Here is a 21535-nt window from a genome sequence, read left to right as displayed (position 1 = left end):
TATATGGACAGCACCACCTCTTAACGGATGTGGTGCTTTTTTTGGGCGATACTAACTTGAGTAGAAGGGACTAATTCGAGTAGAGAAAGGGAAACCGCCCCTTGTTACAGAAGAGGCAATCGAATTAAAACTCAATCACAGGTGGTGCTATCTCTACAGGCACGCCGTTTTGAGCAAAGATAACCGCCTTCGCTTTTGAATTAGGCAGTTCTGCGTCTTCAAGCCACCATTTTAATTCCACAGGGATCTGTAATGATTTCTTTGAACCATCACTTCGAGTTAATGGTTCGTGCGCTTCGACAAACACACTTCTATCTGGCTCTAGTGACACTTTGATTGGCTCATTGATAATGGTGACCTGTTCGCCACGGTTCACTTGCTCAAACAGCCATTCAATATCCTTAGGTTCCATTCGGATACAACCAGAGCTAACTCGTAAACCTATTCCGAAGTCTTTATTAGTACCATGGATCAAGTAGTCACCAGCGCCATAAGCAAGCCTCAAAGCGTACTCACCCAATGGGTTTTCCGGTCCGGCAGGAACCACTCTCGGTAATTCAATGCCCTTTTCAAGATACTCTTTGCGGATTGAATTTGGTGGCGTCCATGTTGGATTCGGTCTTTTTTGACTTATCTTGGTGATCATCTCGGGGGTATCGCGTCCCACTCGACCGATGCCGACAGGAAAAACATGTACTTGATTTTTATCGGGCTCAAAGTAGTACAACCTCAACTCAGCAAGGTTGATAACAATCCCCTTTCTTGGGGTATCAGGCAGAATCAGACGACTTGGAATGCTCAACACATAACCTTCCGCGGGAAGAAAAGGATCCACTCCTTTGTTGGCTGCCATTAAAGAGAGGAAACCAATATCGTATTGCTTGGCAATGATGGCCAAGGTTTCGCCCGCCACCACTTCATGCTGCTGTATTCTGCCAACAATACGGCTTTCTGTTGGTGGCAATTCAAAGGTTGCAGCAGACACCCACGATGAAGCTATTCCACTGGCAAGCAAAGTAGTTCTTACAACAAGCGATGCTGCCCTGTGTAGTCGGGTTTTCATTGACTGCAAAGGCGTCGAGTTAGCGCAATACGACATACAAATCCTTGGTTTGTCTTTTATCAAAGTTTAGATTATCGCTGATCAAACGTCTCTACAACGTATTGTTGTCTCGAAACTGATAGGCAACAAGTTTATATGTGGGCCTTTTCCTCTCATTGGCTTGCAATTTACCCATACAAAATCGATTGCCTTTACGCTTTCAACATATTTGGTTATCAATATTAATAAAACTATAATGACAGACCTATTTTGTGACTAAAGTCTCATGGAGCCACGTTCTAACTCGCTAATATTGCCTCAACAAAACGAATTCAATTCAACAGAATCGGTAATTGATTAAATCCTGTTCCTATAATTACCGTTTAAACTTTGGAGAACGACCATGGCTACACCTCATATTAATGCTCAAGCTGGTGATTTCGCAGAAACAGTACTTATGCCGGGCGACCCGCTTCGCGCAAAATACATTGCAGAAACATTCCTTGATGACGTGAAGCAAGTTTGTGACGTTCGCAACATGTTTGGCTACACAGGCACTTACAAAGGTAAGAAAGTTTCTGTAATGGGCCACGGTATGGGTATCCCATCATGCTGCATCTACGTACACGAGCTTATCGCTGAGTACGGTGTGAAAAATGTTATTCGTGTAGGTAGCTGTGGCGCAGTACGTGACGACGTTAAACTAATGGACGTTGTTATCGGTATGGGTGCTTCTACTGACTCAAAAGTAAACCGTATTCGTTTCAACAACCACGACTTCGCGGCTATCGCTGATTTCGGCCTTCTAGAAGAAGCAGTAAACCAAGCACGTGCACAAGAAGTTCCAGTTAAAGTTGGTAACGTATTCTCTGCTGACCTTTTCTACACTCCAGAAGCTGACCTTTTCGAAAAAATGGAAAAACTAGGCATCCTAGGTGTTGATATGGAAGCAGCTGGTATCTACGGTGTTGCTGCAGACCTTGGTGCTAAAGCATTGACTATCCTAACAGTATCTGACCACATCATCCGTGGCGAGAAACTAAGCTCTGAAGAGCGTCAAAAGTCTTTCAACGACATGATGAAAGTTGCTCTAGAGACAGCAATCAACATCTAACGACTTGATAAAAGATACATTGAAAAGCGTTACCCCGCAGCCAAGCTCGCTTGGCTGCTCAAATAATCCCGAGGGGGAGATCGTGTCTAACGACAAGCTGCCAAAAGATGCGGATGGTTTGCAACTCAACTTTTGTAAAACATTGGCGTGTGACAACTTTGGCTTGAGCGATGCAAAACGGTATGTTTTGCAACACGCGAACCCTAAGCGTCCAGCGATGGTTTGTCGTGAATGTGGAGCTTTCCCCCCCTTACTTAACAATCGTGAAGTGTTAAGCGAACTTCATCGCCTAAGACAACTTCACAGCGATGGGCTCCCTGCTTGTCGTAATGATGATTGCGATAACTTCGGCTTATCGGTTCATACCCACAAACATCTTTATCATGCCTTCGGCTATAGTGGCGACAGGCAGCGTTATCGATGCAAAGACTGCCAATCAACCTTCGTTGATAAATGGTCTGGATCCAATAAAAAACTTCAATTTCAAGAAAACCTCATGGGCTTACTGTTCATGGGCTATTCCGTACGTGAAATCTGCCGAAAATTAGAGGTCAACCCAAAGACTTTCTATGATCATGTTGACCATATCGCGAGCCGTTGTCGTCGTAAATTAGCGATGATCGATGCACGATGGGTTAACCATGCGAAAGATTACGAGTTCGCATCTCACTACCAGCGTCTGCAACCACAAAGTAACAACGGTGTGGTGTGGATAGCGACGGGCGAGGCGCATTCTGGCTATATACTTTGCCAACACGTTAACTACTCTCAAAATGAAGAACCATCAGGAAACGTCGACCATAACCCTTATGATGATGTGGCACGATTTGTATCCAAAGAGCACTCTTCAGAAGCAAATCTCGAACTGCCTCAGCCCTCTGACAAACTAAAAGAGCGCATTGAACAGCAGTACCAAGTGATTCTTGCGAGAGGTAACGTTGAGGACCCTATGGGTAACCTCACCACATTTAGTTACCCTTCAAAAGGCGCTCTCATTCGACCGCCTTATACCTCTTATGCTCACTTCTTACATGTGTTGGATATGTGTAACGAAGACAAGCATGTCGCCATCTATATGCCACAAGATCCATTACTAAGATCTGCCGCTTTAAGTGTATGTTTGCCGCGCATTCAGAGTCAAAATATTGACCTCATGTATGTCGAAGAAGATTCAGGCTGGCAAGACGACCAAAGTTTTGAAAAGATCGACATCGTTCACATGAGTTGGTGGCGAGATCGCTGGGCTATTGCCAATCAGGGTGATAACCAGAAAGGTATCTGCTACCTAACCGGTAACAATCCAGAACCAAAACAGTGGTTTAACACAGCCTCAATTCAACAAACTAAGTTCTATCAACAGCGCTTTCAGTTGTTATTTGATAGCTTTATTAATGAGCCCAGACGTAAGCTTCGTCCTGGGGGCATTCTTCCATTGCTCGACATATTTAGAGCTTGGCACAATCTGTGCTACCAAGATAAGCAAGGGCTCACGGCAGCACAACGCTTAGGCGTAGCGGAGCTGCCATTAACTCTAAAGCAACTACTTTCATAGCAACAAAGCCTCTAGGTAATTATTCGGGAACTCATTGATTTTAAAGCGACAACATGAGGTAACCCCCATAATTAGAAAAGATCGATGTTCCTTTGACGCTCTACGAAAGATAATTGGTGCTTATCTCAAATTACACTCTTATAATGATTGTGTTATCAATATGTTCGATAATCATGGATGTAAGTCTTGGACAAAAATCAGTACCTTCTTGAAACAGAATTAGAAAAACTCAAAACTCGTGTCGACTCTGAGCCATCGGTGATCCTAGAGATTGCCCAACAGTGCCTAGTCCGATCAGAGCAAGTTCTGTTTGAAGAGGGTGCCATCCAGTCATTGATGCTAATGGCAAGATGTAGCTGGAACCTGATGGATTACCAAAAAGGTTTAAAATACATCAAGGAAGCCTACAAGCGCCAAAGCCGATTAGATACCGACCTTTTTCTCCCTGAAATCCTCCATTTACACGCGCTCCAGTTCTGGGGGCAAGCCAAATATTACTCCGCCCAACAGTTCTGGATCAATGCCTTAGAGCAATCCGCGTTGGTTGATGAAGTCGAAATTCAAATTGAATGTCTCATTGGCCTTGGCAACATTTGGCGAATGACCCACGAATATAAACTTGCACGTTCTACCCACCAACTTGCCGTTAAAGTGGCTAACAACAGCCGCATTGGTTGGTTAGAGGGCAAAGCCAGAATACTGCTCGCGTGGGATTACTACCTACTCAACAACTATGTTGAAATGCTGTCGGTATTGGACGGTGCAGAAGAAGCATTAAAAGACCATAAAGATAACACTTGGCATGCTGAGGTGTGGGACTTCCGAGGCCTTGCTCTACTTGGCCTTGAGCGCTTAGATGACGCAGAGCGTGCCACGGCCAAAGCGCACAATCTGGCAGTCGAACACAACCTAGTTTGGATGAAGGCGCACTCATACATCAGTCGAGCGCGATTGGAGCTCCTGAGAAAAAGACCAGAACAAGCGGCGGAATTACTAAGGCTCGCAGAACAATCCGCAAACGAGTTCGATAATGGCGAGTTGCTGAGCCAAATCTGTTACCAACAATCCTTGGTGGCGGAAGAAAACCAAGACTTCCAAGCCGCGCTCGTCGCCTTTAAAAAGTACCGTCAATATTCTATCGGCATGCTCAAAGAGCAAACGACACGTGTCGGTTTGGACAAAGCACGCAGTTCAAAACGCCAGCTTGAACAGAGAGCACGAAAACTGATTAACCGTATTCGCGGTCAACACGAGTACGACCCTGAGAAGCACCTCTCTTATGTTGTCTCTGAAACCTTTTGGTGGGAAAAATTGGTGCTGTTCAAGACAGAGCTTAAACGCTCGAACCACAGCATCATTATGTTCCATCATGTCGATACTGATTATTTAGATATCTGTACCGAGATTGCTCATGCTTTATGTAACCAGAATGACTTCATCGCAAGGCTAAGTTCTGAACGTGTGGCTCTTATGCTTTCCGAGAAAGGAGAAGCCGCAGAACAAACCTTCCAAACTCTCAGCACCATGCTCGATATCTATCCATGGCATAGAAAAGGATTAAAAGGTTCGAAACCAAGCGTCAGCCTCAATGATATTTTGACGTTCCCGTTCACGCTTGAACAACTCGAAGAAGACGATGCTGAGGTAATAGAATAATGGAAACTCTATTAAGCAAGATCACAGACGCCGGTTTAGACCCTTCATCAGTATCAGGTGAAGAAGCGATCATCTTCTGGAACCACATTCGTCAGCACGTTTCGACAACGCAAACAGAACAAGCGCACTGCTATATCATTAGCTCTGAATACCGTGCCGAGTTACAACAAAATCAAACCAGTATCGAAGAGTTGAGACGAGCACTCGATCTGCTCCACCTTCCTGCCGATATCGAAGATATTCTGACAGTCAAAGCCAGTTTAAGTGACCGCTTAGTTGAAACTGGTGATTACACCTCAGCACTCAATGAATTCGTCAGTTCATCGACTATCGCGGTTGAACACGGTCATATCGATGAGTATGTATTAGCTATTTTAGGCATGGGCAACCTGTGTGATTCCTATGGCGATCACAACAGAGCACTTCGTTACTACCAAAAAATCAGCAGCATAGACCATGCGATAAGCAGTCGCTCACTTCGCCTCAAATTCAAGCTGCATATGGTAGCAAGCCTACTTCTACTCAATCGCATTACAGCAGCCAGCGATTTACTGAATGAGTGCGAAGAACTGAGTATTTTGGTCAGTGACAAGTTGCTCACAGCTCAAATACTGCTTTACCAAGCAAAGGTGCTGCGCGCTAAGAAAAAACACCATGAAGCGCTACGCTGTCTGTCTAAGGTTCAATACCCAGCCAACAGCACTCAAGCAAGCTGGCTTGCAACCATGACTCGTCTAGAGCTCGCACATTGCCTAAGTGCAACCGGCAAGCAAGACTACGCGAGCATGATTTTGTCGAGCACAGACAAACGCGTGAAAGCCTACTCGTCGCCAGTACTTGCAAAACGATTCTACGATTCGCTGAGTGATGTGTGTATGAATCAAGGGCGTTTTCAAGAAGCGCTAAGCTATGAGAAAAAAGGCTACCGAATTGAAACCGATCTGATGAAGCAGATCCCGATCAGTGAACTCGGTGCAAGCCAACTACGCCGCCTGTCCCGTTTTGAATTACAACTCAAACTCATTCTCTCTGAACAAGAGAACAAAGAGCTCAAAGAGACAACGGAACAACACAAGAATGCGGTGGCTCAGCTTCAACAAGACGTATTCACAGATCCATTAACAGGGTTGCACAACCGCCGCTGGTTAGATGTGAAACTGAAAGACATGCTGCTGCACGATACCTCTTTCGCGCTGATGGTTATTGATATTGACCACTTCAAGTCTATCAATGATGAACTGAGTCACTTAGTGGGCGATAAAGCGATTGTTAGTGTGTCTCAAGAGCTACGTTCATACTTTAAGTTTAGAGGCGCGTCATGTGTCAGATTTGGTGGAGAAGAGTTCCTCGTCATTCTAGAGAACACTGATCTTCCGAAGGCAGAAATGCACTCTGAAAATTATCGAGAGCGCATTTTCCAATTCGGTTGGCATGAGATACTTGGGGAGCGCGGTTTGACCGTGAGTATTGGTATCACTTTGCATCGTGACGGAGAGAATACTCAACGTACCTTCTACCGTGCCGATAAAGCGCTATACCGAGCTAAAGCCAACGGCCGTAATCAAGTGTGTACAGAGTAGTGGCATATAGCTCTGTAGCTTAGGCCAACTGCTTATTGATAAAAGAACAGAGAAATACCAGCAAGGGCGGCAAGTGTGCCTATGATACTTTGCTTTGACACCTTCTCCCCTTTCAGCGCATAAATCACCAAAATAAAGACCGGGCTGGTCGCTATCAACGTTTGTGCAATCGCAGGGTTAGCATTCTTCAACGCCACTTGTTGAAGCCATAGAGCGAGAAACGTCCCGACAAAGATTGCTCCTAATAACCACAGTTTATCGAGCTTGGTCATTTCCCATAAATCTCTTTTTATCGATGAATACGGCTTCTTTTCAACGAAAGGGATAATCAGCATCACAGCAAACACGCCAATCGTCAGGCGAATCAAAGCACCTAACAATGGTGGGATATCACCCGCCACTAACGCGTAATGAGAAATAACCACACCAGATGCCTGACAGACACTCGCCACAAGCCCATAACCAATGCCACCCCACTGCGCTTTGTTATTCGATTCACCGCTCGCCGATTTTGATGGCTGGAAGACAACGAAGGTCACCGCTAGTGTTGTAATCACGACACCGAGCCAACTTTGCACTGTCAATACAGCGCCCAGGAACATTAATGCCAGCACACCAGAAAGAGGCGGGGCTAAAGATTCCAGTAACAGCGTCTTATTGGCACCGATTCTTTTCAACGCCGCAAAATAGGCGCTATCTCCAATCGCAATGCCAATCACACCTGAAATTGCCAATATCAGAAAATGGTTGGTACTCAGTTCAAACTCCGGCATCGGAATAAGAGGCATCACCAGCAACATCATCCCTGACGCCACTACACCCTTAACAATGTTCAATTGCATCGCAGAGAAGCGATGACCAAACTGTCCATAAATCCATGTCGCACACGCCCACACAATCGCAGCACCAATAGCCGCCAATTCACCTATATACATCCGTGTTTATCCTTTGTGGTTGTGCACGTCATTTAGAATCGTAGCTGTCATCATTTCAGCTAAAATACCAACCAGAAAGCCGAAATAGCCTCTTCAAACGCGATTAGATTTTATAAGATTCGTCAATGGTTTTGCTCACATTAGAAGTGAACACTCATTATTTATAACTCAGCAAATCATTTTTATAACAATTACTTGGATGATAGCGTACTATATTTATAACTAACATCTAACATTACAAGGATCTGTTATGTTTTTAGACTACTTTGCACTAGGCTTACTCATTTTCGTTGCTCTAGTCATCTTTTACGGCATCATCGTTATTCACGATATCCCTTATGAAATAGCCAAAGAACGTAATCATCCTCACCAAGACGCAATTCACGTCTCAGGCTGGGTTAGCCTATTCACTTTACACACTATTTGGCCGTTCCTTTGGATTTGGGCTACGTTGTGGCGCAAAGATCGTGGCTGGGGCTTCGCTAAGCTTGAAGAAGAACAACACGACATTCATCACCGTGTCGACTCTCTAATCGACCAAGTGAGCGCACTTCAGGACGAAATTGCCCAACTCAAACAAGCGGCTACTGTGCAAAACAGCACAGAGAAAGAGACCACCAACGTTCAAGATCAGGAGGCTAAGTAATGGATTTACTGCTGATAATGACCTACGCGGCACTTTGTATTACGATTTTCAAAGTATTCAATATCCCTCTAAACAAATGGACAGTGCCTACCGCAGTGCTCGGTGGTGTGGTCATCGTAGGAACATTGATCCTATTAATGAACTACAACCATCCTTTCACACAACTTGGCAACCAAGTTTACTCAACGACTCCAATTGTTTCAGGCGTTAGAGGTAAAGTCATTGAGGTTCCTGTTGAGGCGAATTCTCCTTTAAAGAAAGGAGACATCCTCTTTAAAATTGACCCTATCCCTTTTGAAGCAGAAGTCGCTAAGCTCGAAGCGAAAGTAAAAGAAGCAAGCCAAGGAGCACTTGGGCTTGAATCTCAAGTTGCTGAAGCTGAAGCTGCTAAAATCAAAGCGATTGCAGAAAGAGACAAAGCGCAACGCGAATTTTCTCGTTATAAGCGTGGTTTTGAAAGTGGTGCGTTTACCGAACAACAATTGGATACTCGTAGACAAGCTTATAAGGCATCGGAAGCAGCAGTAAAAGTAGCAGAAGCAAGTCAACAACAAGCTCAGATCGCTCTAAATTCTGAAATTGGTGGCGAGAACACCGCAGTGGCAGGATTACTTGCAGACTTACGTAAGGCTCAATTCAACCTTGACCAAACGGTCGTGAGAGCACCAACGGATGGATATGTTACACAACTAGCACTGCGTCCAGGCGTAATGGCTGTACCGCTACCTCTTGCTCCTGTCATGACATTTGTCCATACGGAAGAAAAATACTACATCGCAGCATTCAGACAAAACTCATTGCAACGACTGCATCCTGGTTTCGAAGCTGAATTTTTATTCAGAGCACTACCAGGCAAGATTTTCAAAGGACGCATTGATGAAATAATCCCAGCTATTGGTGAGAGTCAAATTCAAGCGCGCGGGACACTTATTGGTACCAATGCACTTCGTACTAATGGACGCGTATTTGCTAAAATGACCATCACTGATGACCTGTCTGACTACCATTTACCTATGGGTACCGCGGTTGAAGTTGCCGTTTATTCTGACAGCTTCACCCACGTTTCAATCATGCGCAAGGTCCTTATTCGCATGAAGAGTTGGCAAAACTATCTATACCTAGACCACTAAACGGTCAAAGGTACGTGACGAACCCGCTTAACACATTGTTAAGACGAATGAAAAAGCCAGACCCGCTCTGGCTTTTTTGTTGCTTGATTAACCGTAAAATTGCGCTTTTTACACGATATTTAGGTGTTCAGATGGAATTTTAGACATCTAGACACTTACCTTCCCTTATGTAAGGGTTCTACTGTATAATGCGCGCCTTATTTTTTATATTTGCCCAAAAAACGTTCTCATTGAGACGCATATTAATAATGGCGAATATTCGTTCTTTATTAAGCTTTATCTTTCAGTATTCGAGGTTATCTATGAACTTTTCAGCTAAAACAGTGGTCGTTATTGCCATTGGCGCGGCACTGTACGGCATTGGTGGTTTACCTATGTTTGGTGTCCCAGTGTTTGCGAACACGACATTGAAACCAGCGATGGCAGTTCTAGCACTGTTTTCTGTTTTGTTCGGCCCAATTGTTGGCTTCTTAGTTGGCTTTATCGGTCACTGGGTTACGGATCTATTCGCAGGCTGGGGTGTGTGGTTAACTTGGGTTTTAGGCTCAGGTATCGTAGGCATGGTTATCGGCTTATTCCCGATGTTGACCAAGAACCGCCTTCAGCAAGGTGAGTTGCCTATGAAGGACTTCGCGCTGTTTGTGGTACTTGCCCTTGCCGGTAATGTGGTTGGTTACGGCTGCTCTGCATTCCTAGATACCATCCTTTATGCAGAACCGTTTACTAAAGTCTTCACTCAACTCTCTATCATTGCTGCGGGTAACACCGTTCTGATCGCTGTTGTTGGCTTACTGATCCTAAAATCAGTCGCTAAACGCAACAAACAAAGCCGTAACCTGACTGAGGCATAAGCGATAATGACTATAGCATTTTCGAACTTCTCTTTTAGATATGAGTCGCTGGATAAACCGACGCTAAAAAATATCAATCTAAGGATAGAGAAAGGAGAGAAAATCGTCATTATTGGACCAAGCGGTAGTGGTAAATCTACCCTAGGTCAATGCCTTAACGGTCTGATTCCTCATGCTATCAAAGGTGAGGTGACTGGCTCTCTAGAGATCAACGGTAAGAACATTTCTGATTTTTCTATGCACGACTATACCGAGCAGGTTGGCACAGTATTACAAGATACTGATAGCCAATTTGTCGGTTTGAGTATTGGCGAAGACATCGCATTCGCACTGGAAAATCAGTTAGTGTCGAACATTGATATGTACCCTCTGGTTAAGTCGACAGCAAAAATGGTCGACTTAGCAGATATGCTTGATCGCTCGCCACATGATTTATCCGGCGGCCAGAAACAACGCGTGTCATTAGCGGGCATCTTAGTTGATGACGTTGACATCCTGTTGTTTGATGAACCTTTGGCTAGCCTTGACCCGAAAACGGGTAAAGCGACTATCGAAATCATCGACCAACTTCATAAAGAAACCAACAAGACTATAGTCATCATCGAGCATCGCCTTGAAGATGTACTACATCGCGATATCGATCGAGTGATCTTGATGGAGCGCGGTGAAATTGTCGCGGACATGACACCCGATGAAATCTTAGCTTCTGAACTGCTTGAAACACACGGTATTCGTGAACCACTTTATTTATCTGCTCTGAAGGCAGCGAAAGCACCTTTGACCAGTGAAGATAAGCTATCAAACCTCAAAGCTCTCGATTACAAAAGATTCCGCCCTGCGGTTCAGGCTTGGTTTGCAGAGCGCCCGACTCCAGTTGCCGAGAAGCAGTACCAACCTTTGCTTGAGGTCCACGGCCTGACTTACTCTTACGATGGTGAAAAGAACGCTCTCGAAGATGTCAGCTTTAAGATTGGTAAGGGTGAGTTCGTTTCAATCTTAGGCAAAAACGGTTCAGGCAAATCTACCATCACTAAACTCATCATGGGTGTGATCGATGCCGATTCAGGCTCTTCCTATCTAAATGGTGAAGACCTATCTGAGCTTTCTATCTTTGAAAGAAGCCAGAAAGTCGGTGTCGTGATGCAGAACCCAAATCATATGATCTCGCATCATATGATTTTTGATGAGATTGCTTTTGGTCTTCGTAACCGCAACATTGCAGAAGAGCTGATCACAGAAAAAGTAGAGCATGCTCTTGAGTTGTGTGGGCTGAGTAAGTTCCGCCACTGGCCGATCGAAGCACTGAGCTACGGTCAGAAAAAACGAGTAACCATCGCTTCTATTTTGGTGCTGGAGCCTGAGCTTCTTATCTTGGATGAGCCGACAGCAGGTCAAGACTACCTTAACTACACATCCATGCTGGCATTCATCCAAAAGCTTAATCGTGATTTGGGTATTACCGTTGTGATCATCTCACACGACATGCACCTCGTTCTCGAGTACACCACACGTTCAATCGTAATCGCAGACAGCAAGTTGATTGCCAATGCCGCGATGACGGAAGTATTTAGCCAACCATCACTTCTAGAACGTGCAAATCTTTGTACCACCAGCATTTATGAACTCGCGACTATGATGAAAATCGACGACACCAATGCGTTTATGCAGTACTTCATCGACTACGAGAGAAGCGCTCAATGAACGCATCAAAAGTAAAATTCGGCATCAATTACATTGATACAAAATCACCGCTTCATGCACTTAACGGCATCACCAAATTTGCGCTCTTCTTAGCTTGGGTAACCGTGGTCTTAACTACGTTCGACCTAAGATTGATTGCACTGCTTATTGTGACTGGTTTATACCTGCTAAAGCTGACCAATGTGCCTGTACGCGTGTACAAGCCTTTGTTATTAGGAACGGCGAGTGTATTAAGCCTAAATGCTCTGTTCATGTACCTACTGGCTCCACAGCAAGGTACTGAGCTCATCGGCAGCGAGACCTTATTGCTGACATTGCCGGGTAACTACTCGTTGAGCCAAGAGACTCTGTTTTACTTAGTCACTGTTACGCTCAAATACATGAGCATGTTCCCGATAGCGTTGATTTTTGTCTTCACAACGCATCCAACGGAGTTTGCTGCGAGCCTCAACCGTATCGGTGTTCCCTACAAGATCGCCTATGCGGTCAGCTTAACACTGCGTTACTTGCCAGAAGTTAAGAAAGACTTCATCAATATCATGCATGCTCAACAGGCTCGTGGTGTAGAGCTCTCAAAGAAAGCGCCTCTAATTACTCGAATCAAAAATGTGGCTAAGGTTCTAGGCCCGCTCATTTTCTCTAGCTTGGACCGAGCAGACGAGATCTCTAACGCAATGACGTTACGAGGTTTTGGCCGACACAAAGCTCGCACTTGGTATAGCTATGCACCTTTGAAACGTATCGACTTTGTTTGTTTAGGTGTCATCGCTTTTATCGTGGTGTTAGCCATTGCGAAACGCATTCTAGAGCCGCAGTTATTTTGGTATCCGTTCTAGTCATCTGAATTAGCATAGATAAACAAAGACTTTAAATAACACACCGCTCAATAGGGCGGTGTTTTTGTTTATGCCAAAATCTGATTGATAATTGAACCAATGACACAATACTGACTATATTTAACGATAAATTGACCAGTTATTTACCCTTGGAGTTTGAGATTTAATTCATAAGCTCTTAATATACTCGTTTACAGAATGTTACACTCAATAGAGATTTGTAATGGCTCGAATTACTCAAGTACAGAAACTAGAAAATCAAAAAAACTACGATGAGATCGTACTAAACCTTTTTCTGGCTGAAGGACATGAAGCACTAACTTATGCAAGGATTGCTCAAGAGATTGGCATTAGTTTAACGACGCTTCAGGGCTATTATCCGTCGACCCGCGCTATTCGCTCAGTACTTCACGAACACATGCTATCGATCGTTATAGACAGTCTAGACTTTTCATCGGAAGCGCTTTTTATCCAATCTTGGCAAGCCGCTCTAGATAATGAGCAGTTTCGATACGTGATTAAATTGATGTTTTTCCATGCTTCGCAAATCAAGAATCCTGAGCAATTTAACCTCAGCTCGAACGGCGAATTTCGTGAAAAGATGTTGGACAGTTTCGGCAACAACTCAGTTCGAATCCTTGAAATGGTAGTCGGACGCTCAATGTTCTATCTCACCAACTTCAAGTAACGCTAACCAGCTTACTGAAATAGAAAAAGGGAACCCTAGGGTTCCCTTTTTTAGACTTTCAGAAAAGTGAGCAGCGATGACCTGCTCAACTTATAGACCTAATTTAGCTTGTAAAAAACGGTCGATAACGGCGGCAAACGCAGCTCAATCGATGTGTCTAGCCCTTCGCTTTCTACAGATTCAATCTCAGCAGTCTGCTTCACTTCAAAACCGCTGCCTGCATAGTCGACAGAGTCTGTATTCAACAACAATGCGTATTCACCTTTTGCAGGAACACCTAAGCGGAAATGCTCGTGAGGCACTGGCGTAAAGTTAGACACTATCAATACTCGCTCACCAGATTCACTGATGCGCTCGTGCGCAAGAATGCTCGCTTCAGCAGAGTCCTGTAGACGCCATTCAAAGCCTTTCGGATCAAAATCAAGATCGTGCATTGCAGCTTCAGAGCGGTACAGATTGTTCAGGTCTTTCGTTAAACGCTGAACACCTTGATGACGCTCGTAATCCAGCAAAAACCATTGCAGCTGGTCGTCATGGTTCCATTCAGCCGTCTGACCAAATTCTGCACCCATGAAGTTCAGCTTCTTACCTGGTTGCGCATACATGTAACCCATGTAAGCACGTAAATTAGCCGTTTGCTGCCATTCATCACCCGGCATCTTATTGTGGATAGAACCTTTACCGTAAACCACCTCATCGTGAGACAGAGACAATACATAGTTCTCACTGTGTGCGTAAACCAGCGGGAACGTAATCGTATCGTGGTGGTACTTACGGTTGATTGGATCTTCTTGAATGTAAGACAGGCTATCGTGCATCCAACCCATGTTCCACTTAAAGCCGAAGCCTAAGCCGCCCATAAAGGTCGGTGCTGAAACACCAGGGAACGCCGTCGATTCTTCCGCAATGGTCATCGCATTCGGGAAGTGCTTGTACACTTCTTCGTTCATCCACTTAAGGGTAGCAATAGCATCATAGTTCTCGTTGCCACCATCCGCATTCGGGATCCATTGGTCATGGCTACGCGAATAGTCGAGGTACAACATCGAAGCAACCGCATCAACACGAATGCCATCAATGTGAAATTGCTCGAACCAGTACAGTGCATTAGAAACTAAGAAACGACGAACATGCTCTTTGCCTAAATCGTAAATGTACGAGTTCCAATCTTGATGCCAACCACGACGTGGATCTGGATCATGGAATAATGGCGTACCATCGAAGTTTGCTAGGCCGTGATCATCACTTGGGAAGTGAGCAGGAACCCAGTCCAGAACAACGCCAAGACCCGCTTGGTGACATTGATCGACGAAGTATTTGAAATCATCTGGAGAGCCAAAACGGCTAGTCGGTGCAAATAGACCTACAGGCTGATAGCCCCAAGAACCGTAGAATGGATGTTCTGAAACTGGCATTAGTTCAACGTGCGTGTAGCCAAGATCCGTTAGGTATGGGATCAGCTCTGCCGCAAGCTCGCGATAATTTAAGAATTCACCTTCAGCGTTACGCTTCCAAGAACCTGCATGCAATTCATAGAACGAAAGCGCTTCTTTGCGCTTTTGCGTTACCGGGCGATTTTGCCATTGAGTATCTTGCCACTGGTAACGAGCGTGATCGTAAGTTACAGATGAGAACGATGGGTATTGCTCAGAGTAGAAACCCCATGGGTCAGCTTTGTGTGGTAAGCCTTCGCCATTTGGTCCTTTTAATTCAAACTTGTATTGAGCGCCTTCTTCCAGTTCAGGAATGAATAAGCCCCACATACCGTAATCTAGGCGTTGCATTGGGTGGCGGCGACCATCCCAAGCGTTGAAGTTACCCACCAAGCTTGCCGCAGTTGCATGCGGTGCGTACACCAAGAAACGCGTACCTGAAATCGTCTGTCCATCACGCTCTAGCGTAATAAACTGAGCCCCCATGTGATGATACATATCTTTCGGTGTATGAAGATCTTCATAACTCGCATATAGATCGTGGTACTGATACGGATCATCAATGATCTGTTCTACGCCAGCCCAATCAACCGCAAGCTTATAGTGAGTGAAACGTAAGTCTCTCTCTTGCTTAAGAATGAAACCACTTTCACCCTCTCGCGCTAACTCAATACGAGGTTCCTTTCCAACAATCAACTCGACTTTATCTGCCCCAGGAATCCACACACGTAATGCACCTTGCTCAGAAGGTAGGTATGGCCCTAAAAACGCGAATGGGTCTGTGAAACAAGCCTGTGATAGTTGGGTATATATTTGTTTTTGCTTTGAAATCGAACTTAGTTCCAAAACGTTTCTCCCTAACCAAACATCCAAAAAACATAATACAAAAATGCCCGCTATTAGTGCGGGCAATATAACGACGGTTTATTCTACCAGATGAGCATTCATTATTGAGTGACCGAGGTTGTAGTTTCGTACGGCGTAAGCAAAAAACCACCTAATTTCAAGTCACTCAATATCATTACTTACCTGCTTTTTCTCGAACGTCAGTCAGCTTAGAAGCGATACGATTAACGCCTTCGTGAGCAAATATTTCGTCCAAGTTCATTGATAGTTTACGACGCCAGTTAGGGTATTCATCAACCGTGCCAGGAATGTTTACTGGCTTGTCCATCTCTAGCCAATCTTCTAGCTGAACGCTCAGTAGTGTTGAACCACCAGCCGCTACGTGCAGTTGAAGTGCCTCAGCAAGGTAAGAGTCCATCGGTACTTGGCTCGCATCGCGGCCCACACCTTCTGGTAGGAAACCATGCCATGCTACTGAATCTAAGATACCTTGCTTGCACTCTAGGCGGTCATCGAACAAGGTTTCTAATTGTTCTGCATCTGGGTATAAGCCAATCTCTTGGCCCATTTTTAGGTCATCACAGTGCCAAAAGCCGCGAAGCGTTGGCATATCGTGAGTACACAGCGCCGCCATCGATTGTGATGCGTAGTGTTTTGGTGAGATGAAACCACCGTCGTCTTCTGATGTTTCGAAGAAGAACACTTTGTAAGAATGCACACCAGCATCTGCAAGGATGTCGACAATCTCATCCGGTACCGTACCTAAATCTTCACCGATAACGCTACATTGGTAACGGTGAGACTCAAGCGCCAGAATAGACAGCATATCTTGTACTGGGTAGTAGATGTACGCGCCCTTAGTTGCGTTCTCACCCTTTGGAATCCACCACAAGCGCAGTAGACCTAAAACGTGGTCGATACGCAGTGCACCACAGTGCTTCATGTTCGCACGAAGTAGCTTGATGTAAGCGTCGTAGCTTGTTTCTTGAAGCACTTCTGGGTTTAACGGAGGTAGACCCCAGTTCTGACCCAAAGGACCAAGAATATCAGGTGGAGCACCAATGCTCGCATCCATCACTAGGTTGCCTTCGTCAGCCCAAGTCTCGCTGCCTGAATCTGCAACACCTACCGCTAAGTCACGGTACAGGCCAACAGCCATGCCCTTCTCTTCTGCAAGAGACTGTGCATCGTTGATCTGGCAATCTGCTAGCCATTGCAGGTACATGTACAGATGAACGTTTTCTAAGTTCTCTTTGATGTATTTCTGTGTCGCTGGGCTGTCGAATGTACGGTACTTCTCAGGGAATACCGGCCATCCCCACATGCCAGAATCTTCTGCATGCAGTTCACCATGTAGAGCATCAAACGCCGCTTGATGCATCAGGCTATCGCCACCCTCTTCTACGAAGGCTAAGAACGCTTGTGCACGGTCGCTGTTTTTGTCTAGATGACGAGTCTTAAATTCTGCGAATAGCAGAGGCAAGATGCTCATCTTAAGCTCAGACACTTCGGTGTAGTTTACCCAGTGTGCTTCACGCGCTTTTTGTAGACGCTGTTGGAACTCTGCGCTGCCGACTGTTTGTTGTGCTTCAGCACTTAATGCGAATTCAGGAACTGAACTCACATCAATGTATAAAATGTTCAACCAGCGACGAGAAGATGGGCTATATGGGCTCGCACCTTCAGGGTTCGCAGGGAACAATGAGTGAATGGGGTTTAGACCAACGAAGTCACCACCACGAGAAGCGATATCCGCAACAAGCTGTTTTAGGTCACCGAAATCACCAATACCCCAGTTATGCTGAGTTCTTAGGGTATAAAGTTGAACACTGGGTCCCCAAAGCTTTTTGCCTTGCTCGATTGGTGACTGCTTGAAACACGCTTTTGGCGTAATAATCAGTGTCATCTCGTAAGGCTTCTTACGGCGCTTACGGCTCACAATGAGCTTGTGATAACCCCATGCCAAATCACTTGGCAATGCAAACACTAAAGGGCCACCCTCGGCACGCTCATCACGAATGACTTGAGATTGAAGATAGCCTTCAAGTACCTCTCCTTGCTCGGTTTCTAAGCGCCAGCTGAACTCACTTTCACGAGCACTTACACCTAGATTAAGCGCCACTTCTACTGGCTCACCGTCACGCAAGACAAGAACTGGGTCTAGTACATCTTTTTTGTGTTTTCTTTCTGCTGACTTAAGCAGTGCATCATCGCTGCTTGTATCGTAGCCCAACGAAGCCAATAGAGACGTGATCGTCTCGTCTGATACTTGTGCTTCATCGCCCCACGCACTAACGTAACTGTCGGCAATGTTTGCCATTTCTGCGACTTGTTTTAATACGGTCTGTTCTTTCATCGCTCTCTCCGAAAACGTTCTGACGCTTTCTATTTTGTAGGGTTGTTAATTTAATTTTTACTAATCAATTAGCTTGTGACAATCGGTTTGTAAGCAGCTTGTTTATAAACGAAACCTTTAAGCCTTTCGTTTGCTCACAAGCTAATTGAGCCAAGGCAGAAACTGCCTTGGCTACTTTGGAAGTATTAACGGTTAACCGCTTCAAGTTTCCAGATGTTGTTCACGTAGTCGCGGATAGAGCGGTCTGATGTGAACTTACCAACCAATGCTGTGTTAAGAATTGCTTTCTTAGCCCAACCTGCTTGGTCTTTGTATTGCGTGCCCATGTCTTCGTGCGCTTTCACGTAAGATGCGAAGTCAGCAAGACATAGGTAAGGGTCACCACCGTCTAGCAGGCTATCAAACGTTGCACGTAGAAGGCCTGGTTGACCTGGAGTGAACTCATCGCCAGTCAGTAGGTCTAGAGATGCTTTCAGTAGTGGGTCTGCATTGTAGTAGTCGTATGGGTTGTAGCCTTGAGCTTTCAGAGCTTGAACACCATCAACGTCTAGGCCGAAGATGTAGATGTTTTCATCACCCACTTCTTCACGAATCTCAACGTTTGCACCATCCATCGTACCGATAGTTAGCGCGCCGTTTAGAGCCATCTTCATGTTGCCCGTACCAGATGCTTCTTTACCCGCTAGTGAGATTTGCTGAGAAACGTCTGCTGCAGGGATGATGATTTCAGCCATGCTTACACGGTAGTCAGGAATGAATACCACTTTCAGTTTGTTACCGATGCGAGGGTCGTTGTTGATCTTCTCTGCAATCTTGTTAACCGCGAAGATGATCTCTTTCGCTAGGTGGTAACCCGGTGCTGCTTTCGCTGCGAAGAAACATACGCGTGGCTCACACTCGAAACCAGGTTCGTTAAGAATACGGTGGTACAGAGATAGAATGTGTAGCAAATCTAGGTGCTGACGCTTGTATTCGTGAAGACGTTTGATTTGAACGTCAAAGATAGCGTTAGTATCTAGCTCGATACCCATGTTCTCTTGAACCCAATCAGCTAGGCGCTGTTTGTTTTCTTTCTTAACAGCCATGAATTCTTTTTGGAATTTCGCGTCTGTTGCAAACTTAGCGATGCCTTCTAGCTGCTCAAGTTTTGCTGGCCATTCAGTGCCGATCTTACCCGTGATTAGCGCAGATAGACCTGGGTTACAGAACTTCAACCAACGACGTGGCGTGATGCCGTTCGTTACGTTAGTCAGTTTACCTGGGAAGATTTCGTTGAATTCAGGGAACAAGTCTTTCTTAACCAGTTGAGAGTGAAGCGCAGCTACACCGTTTACTTTGTAAGAACCAATCACACATAGGTTTGCCATGCGAACCATACGGTGGAAACCTTCTTGGATGATAGAAAGCTTCGCTTGCTTCTCACCATCACCAGGCCACATCTTGCGAACTTCTTGCATGAAGCGGTGGTTGATTTCAAAGATGATTTCCATGTGACGTGGAAGAAGACGATTGATTAAAGATTCAGACCAAGTCTCTAGCGCTTCTGGAAGTAGTGTGTGGTTCGTGTAAGCGAACGTGTGAGCACTGATTTCCCATGCTTGATCCCAAGATAGACCTTTCTCGTCAATCAGGATGCGCATTAGCTCAGGAATCGCGATCGTTGGGTGTGTATCGTTCAGCTGAATCGTTTCTTGCTTAGGCAGATCTTCTAGAGAGAAACCTGCTGCTTCGTGGCGACGTAGAATATCGCGAACCGATGCTGCTGAATGGAAGTACTGCTGCATTAGACGCAGTGTCTTACCTTTCTCGTGGTTATCGTTCGGGTAAAGAACCTTAGTGATGTTACCTGCATCGATTAGCGAGTGTTGCGCTTCGAAGTAATCACCGTTGTTGAAGCTTGCTAGTGAGAATGGTGCAATTGCCTGACATTCCCAAAGACGCAGCGGGTAAACCGTGCTTGACTCGTAACCTACGATTGGTAGATCCCAAGGCATTGCTTTTACTTCCATACCTGGAACCCAAGTACGTACTTCTTTACCGTCGATGAATTCAACGTCTACATGACCGTAAAAACCAATGTGTTGTGCTAGTTCTGGACGAGCTACTTCCCATGGGTAACCTTCAACACCACGCCATGCGTCAGGTGCTTCTTGCTGACGACCGTCTTGGAAAGACTGTTTGAATAGACCGTATTCGTAGTGAAGACCGTAGCCTACTGTTGGGTATTCTTGAGCGGCACAAGAATCCATAAAACAAGCGGCTAGACGACCAAGACCACCATTACCTAGTGATGGGTCGCGCTCTTCTTCTAGAAGATCAGTTAGGTTTTGACCTAGCTCTTCCATTGCATGAGTGATCTGTTCATACAGACCCATGCTGATCAGGTTATTACCGGTTAAACGACCAATCAAAAACTCTAATGAAAGGTAGTTAACGCTCTTCGCGTTCTTAATTTTTTCGTCATTTTCAGTTTCTAACAGATCAAATGTTGTGAGTTCTGCTAGCGCACGCCCCATTGCTAGGTACCATGCGCGGCTATCTGCGTTTTCAATCGTTGTTGCGTAGGTTGCAGATAAATGTTTCTTAACACTCTCTTGGAATGACACTTTATCGAAAGTTTTTTGCTGAGTTGGTTTCATTTCAGAAATCTCGCTTTTAATAGTTCTAATTCATCTGTGACATATCGTGCATGGTCACCATAAACTAAACATCCTCCCGCTAATGCAACTGACTAGGAGTAGATGGGAGGGCGTAGGGGGCGTACCGACTTAGGGTTAGTGATCTGACTCTCATGTTCTGACTGCGAACAAAAACTTGGAGTGACTAAGATCACAAGCTCCCGTTCGATAACTTAACTTCAATTGATGTGACTTTTATTTAACCCATTTAAAGTCATTGCCAAATCTGAGTTTCAGATCACGAAAATAATTTCCAACTCTCATCTTTTGCATTGATTTCCGTGTAGGGATGAACGAAGTCACATTCACAAACCAACCCGCAACGTGAGCAAAGTCTCAAATAAAGGGCGTAGACACCCAAAAACATGCAGGAGTGCAAGGTTTCTGAGGAGGATCGTAGTCGGTAACGTTTGGCTTCACGTAATATGAGTAAAGACTTAAGTAATTAGGCTCATGTCATTGGAGTGCACTCAACGATAGATTGGGATATT

General features: G+C 45.1%; 15 protein-coding genes. 10 read left to right on the top strand and 5 right to left on the bottom strand.

What is annotated here, in order from left to right; all coding sequences use genetic code 11:
* Positions 1 to 124 precede the first annotated feature (124 nt).
* A complete protein-coding gene (locus F0229_RS19320) occupies positions 125 to 1099 on the bottom strand; it encodes a L,D-transpeptidase family protein (RefSeq protein ID WP_055319663.1) in 975 nt (324 codons plus the stop codon).
* Positions 1100 to 1445: 346 nt separating this feature from the next.
* Here F0229_RS19320 and deoD point away from each other — a divergent pair, with 346 nt between their 5' ends.
* The 4 genes from deoD (at position 1446) to F0229_RS19300 (ending at position 6944) form a co-directional block, all read left to right on the top strand.
* Positions 1446 to 2156 (top strand): purine-nucleoside phosphorylase, encoded by a 711-nt coding sequence (gene deoD / locus F0229_RS19315; protein ID WP_048661021.1) that lies wholly within the window; start codon positions 1446 to 1448, stop codon positions 2154 to 2156.
* A gap of 82 nt (positions 2157 to 2238) precedes the next feature.
* Positions 2239 to 3708 (top strand): IS1 family transposase, encoded by a 1470-nt coding sequence (locus F0229_RS19310; RefSeq protein WP_171733488.1) that lies wholly within the window; start codon positions 2239 to 2241, stop codon positions 3706 to 3708.
* 186 nt (positions 3709 to 3894) lie between these two features.
* Entirely contained in the window at positions 3895 to 5364 is a 1470-nt protein-coding gene (locus F0229_RS19305; RefSeq protein WP_171733487.1) for a hypothetical protein, read from the top strand.
* Positions 5364 to 6944, top strand: coding sequence for a GGDEF domain-containing protein (locus F0229_RS19300; protein ID WP_171733486.1), 1581 nt, complete (start codon positions 5364 to 5366; stop codon positions 6942 to 6944). The genes F0229_RS19305 and F0229_RS19300 overlap by 1 nt, the downstream gene beginning before the upstream one ends.
* 32 nt (positions 6945 to 6976) lie before the next feature.
* On the opposite strand, the gene F0229_RS19295 is transcribed toward F0229_RS19300, so the two are convergent.
* Positions 6977 to 7879: a DMT family transporter gene (locus tag F0229_RS19295; protein ID WP_017061876.1), complete on the bottom strand. Its 903-nt coding sequence runs from the start codon at positions 7877 to 7879 to the stop codon at positions 6977 to 6979.
* 250 nt (positions 7880 to 8129) lie between these two features.
* Here F0229_RS19295 and F0229_RS19290 point away from each other — a divergent pair, with 250 nt between their 5' ends.
* The 6 genes from F0229_RS19290 to F0229_RS19265 all read left to right on the top strand — a co-directional run bounded on the left by F0229_RS19290 (position 8130) and on the right by F0229_RS19265 (position 13731).
* The gene (locus F0229_RS19290; protein ID WP_123487236.1) at positions 8130 to 8525 is read left to right on the top strand and encodes a DUF3302 domain-containing protein; all 396 of its coding nucleotides are present in this window, start codon (positions 8130 to 8132) and stop codon (positions 8523 to 8525) included.
* The gene (locus F0229_RS19285) at positions 8525 to 9655 is read left to right on the top strand and encodes an HlyD family secretion protein (protein ID WP_017061874.1); all 1131 of its coding nucleotides are present in this window, start codon (positions 8525 to 8527) and stop codon (positions 9653 to 9655) included. Before F0229_RS19290 ends, F0229_RS19285 begins: the two co-directional genes overlap by 1 nt.
* Positions 9656 to 9957: 302 nt before the next feature.
* The gene (locus F0229_RS19280; RefSeq protein WP_017066579.1) at positions 9958 to 10506 is read left to right on the top strand and encodes an ECF-type riboflavin transporter substrate-binding protein; all 549 of its coding nucleotides are present in this window, start codon (positions 9958 to 9960) and stop codon (positions 10504 to 10506) included.
* 6 nt (positions 10507 to 10512) lie between these two features.
* The gene (locus F0229_RS19275) at positions 10513 to 12207 is read left to right on the top strand and encodes an ABC transporter ATP-binding protein (protein WP_171733485.1); all 1695 of its coding nucleotides are present in this window, start codon (positions 10513 to 10515) and stop codon (positions 12205 to 12207) included.
* Positions 12204 to 13043: an energy-coupling factor transporter transmembrane protein EcfT gene (locus F0229_RS19270; protein ID WP_017066577.1), complete on the top strand. Its 840-nt coding sequence runs from the start codon at positions 12204 to 12206 to the stop codon at positions 13041 to 13043. Before F0229_RS19275 ends, F0229_RS19270 begins: the two co-directional genes overlap by 4 nt.
* A 223-nt stretch (positions 13044 to 13266) precedes the next feature.
* Positions 13267 to 13731 carry a TetR/AcrR family transcriptional regulator gene (locus F0229_RS19265; protein ID WP_017061871.1) on the top strand — a complete coding sequence of 155 codons (465 nt, stop codon included), beginning with the start codon at positions 13267 to 13269 and terminating at the stop codon, positions 13729 to 13731.
* Positions 13732 to 13829: 98 nt separating this feature from the next.
* Here the strand turns inward: F0229_RS19265 and glgB are convergent, their stop codons facing one another.
* From glgB to F0229_RS19250, 3 genes are all read right to left on the bottom strand, one after another.
* Complete coding sequence (gene glgB, locus F0229_RS19260) at positions 13830 to 16010, bottom strand: 1,4-alpha-glucan branching protein GlgB (protein ID WP_017067442.1); 2181 nt, start codon at positions 16008 to 16010, stop codon at positions 13830 to 13832.
* Between the two features lie 175 nt (positions 16011 to 16185).
* Positions 16186 to 18366, bottom strand: a complete 2181-nt coding sequence (gene malQ, locus F0229_RS19255; RefSeq protein ID WP_017067441.1) for a 4-alpha-glucanotransferase — start codon at positions 18364 to 18366, stop codon at positions 16186 to 16188.
* A 185-nt stretch (positions 18367 to 18551) separates the two neighbouring features.
* Entirely contained in the window at positions 18552 to 21005 is a 2454-nt protein-coding gene (locus F0229_RS19250) for a glycogen/starch/alpha-glucan phosphorylase (protein ID WP_017068933.1), read from the bottom strand.
* Between the last annotated feature and the right edge of the window lie 530 nt (positions 21006 to 21535).

The organism is Vibrio sp. AIC-3, assembly GCF_013114515.1.
Classification (GTDB): Bacteria; Pseudomonadota; Gammaproteobacteria; order Enterobacterales; family Vibrionaceae; genus Vibrio; species Vibrio crassostreae_C.
This window is presented reverse-complemented; position numbering and strand designations above follow the sequence as displayed.